This window comes from Oerskovia turbata (genome assembly GCF_000718325.1).
GTDB lineage: Bacteria > Actinomycetota > Actinomycetes > Actinomycetales > Cellulomonadaceae > Oerskovia > Oerskovia turbata.
The window spans coordinates 1-390 of record NZ_JOFV01000048.1; the positions used below are offsets into that span (position 1 = coordinate 1).

The 390-nt window shown below is 68.7% G+C and carries 1 pseudogene; it reads left to right on the forward strand.

Going from position 1 to position 390, the window contains the following annotated elements:
- Positions 1-390 (forward strand): annotated as a pseudogene (locus IE95_RS20740) (PKD domain-containing protein); the annotation flags it as partial.

Consider the following 390-nt stretch of genomic DNA (forward strand, 5'->3'; position numbering starts at 1 on the left):
GTTCCAGCGGCTGACGATCGCGCCGTCGCCGGTCACGATCCAGCCGCCGGACGGGTGGACGCTGGTCAACGTCGACACGATCACCTACACCAGCCCCGCGCCCCAGAACTTCTCGACCACGCTGCTGGGTATCCCTGTCACGATCGAGGCCACCCCGGACACCTTCACCTGGGACTACGACGACGGATCGACCCCTGTGACGACCACGGACCCGGGCCGGGCCTACCCCCACCACACCGTCGCGCACGTCTACGAGGAAGAGGCGGTCGCGACCATCACGTTGGCCACGATCTGGCACGGGCGCTTCCAGATCACCGGCACCGCCACCTGGACCCCCATCACCGGCACCGCCACGACCACCACCACCGCCCCACCCCTGACCATCCACGA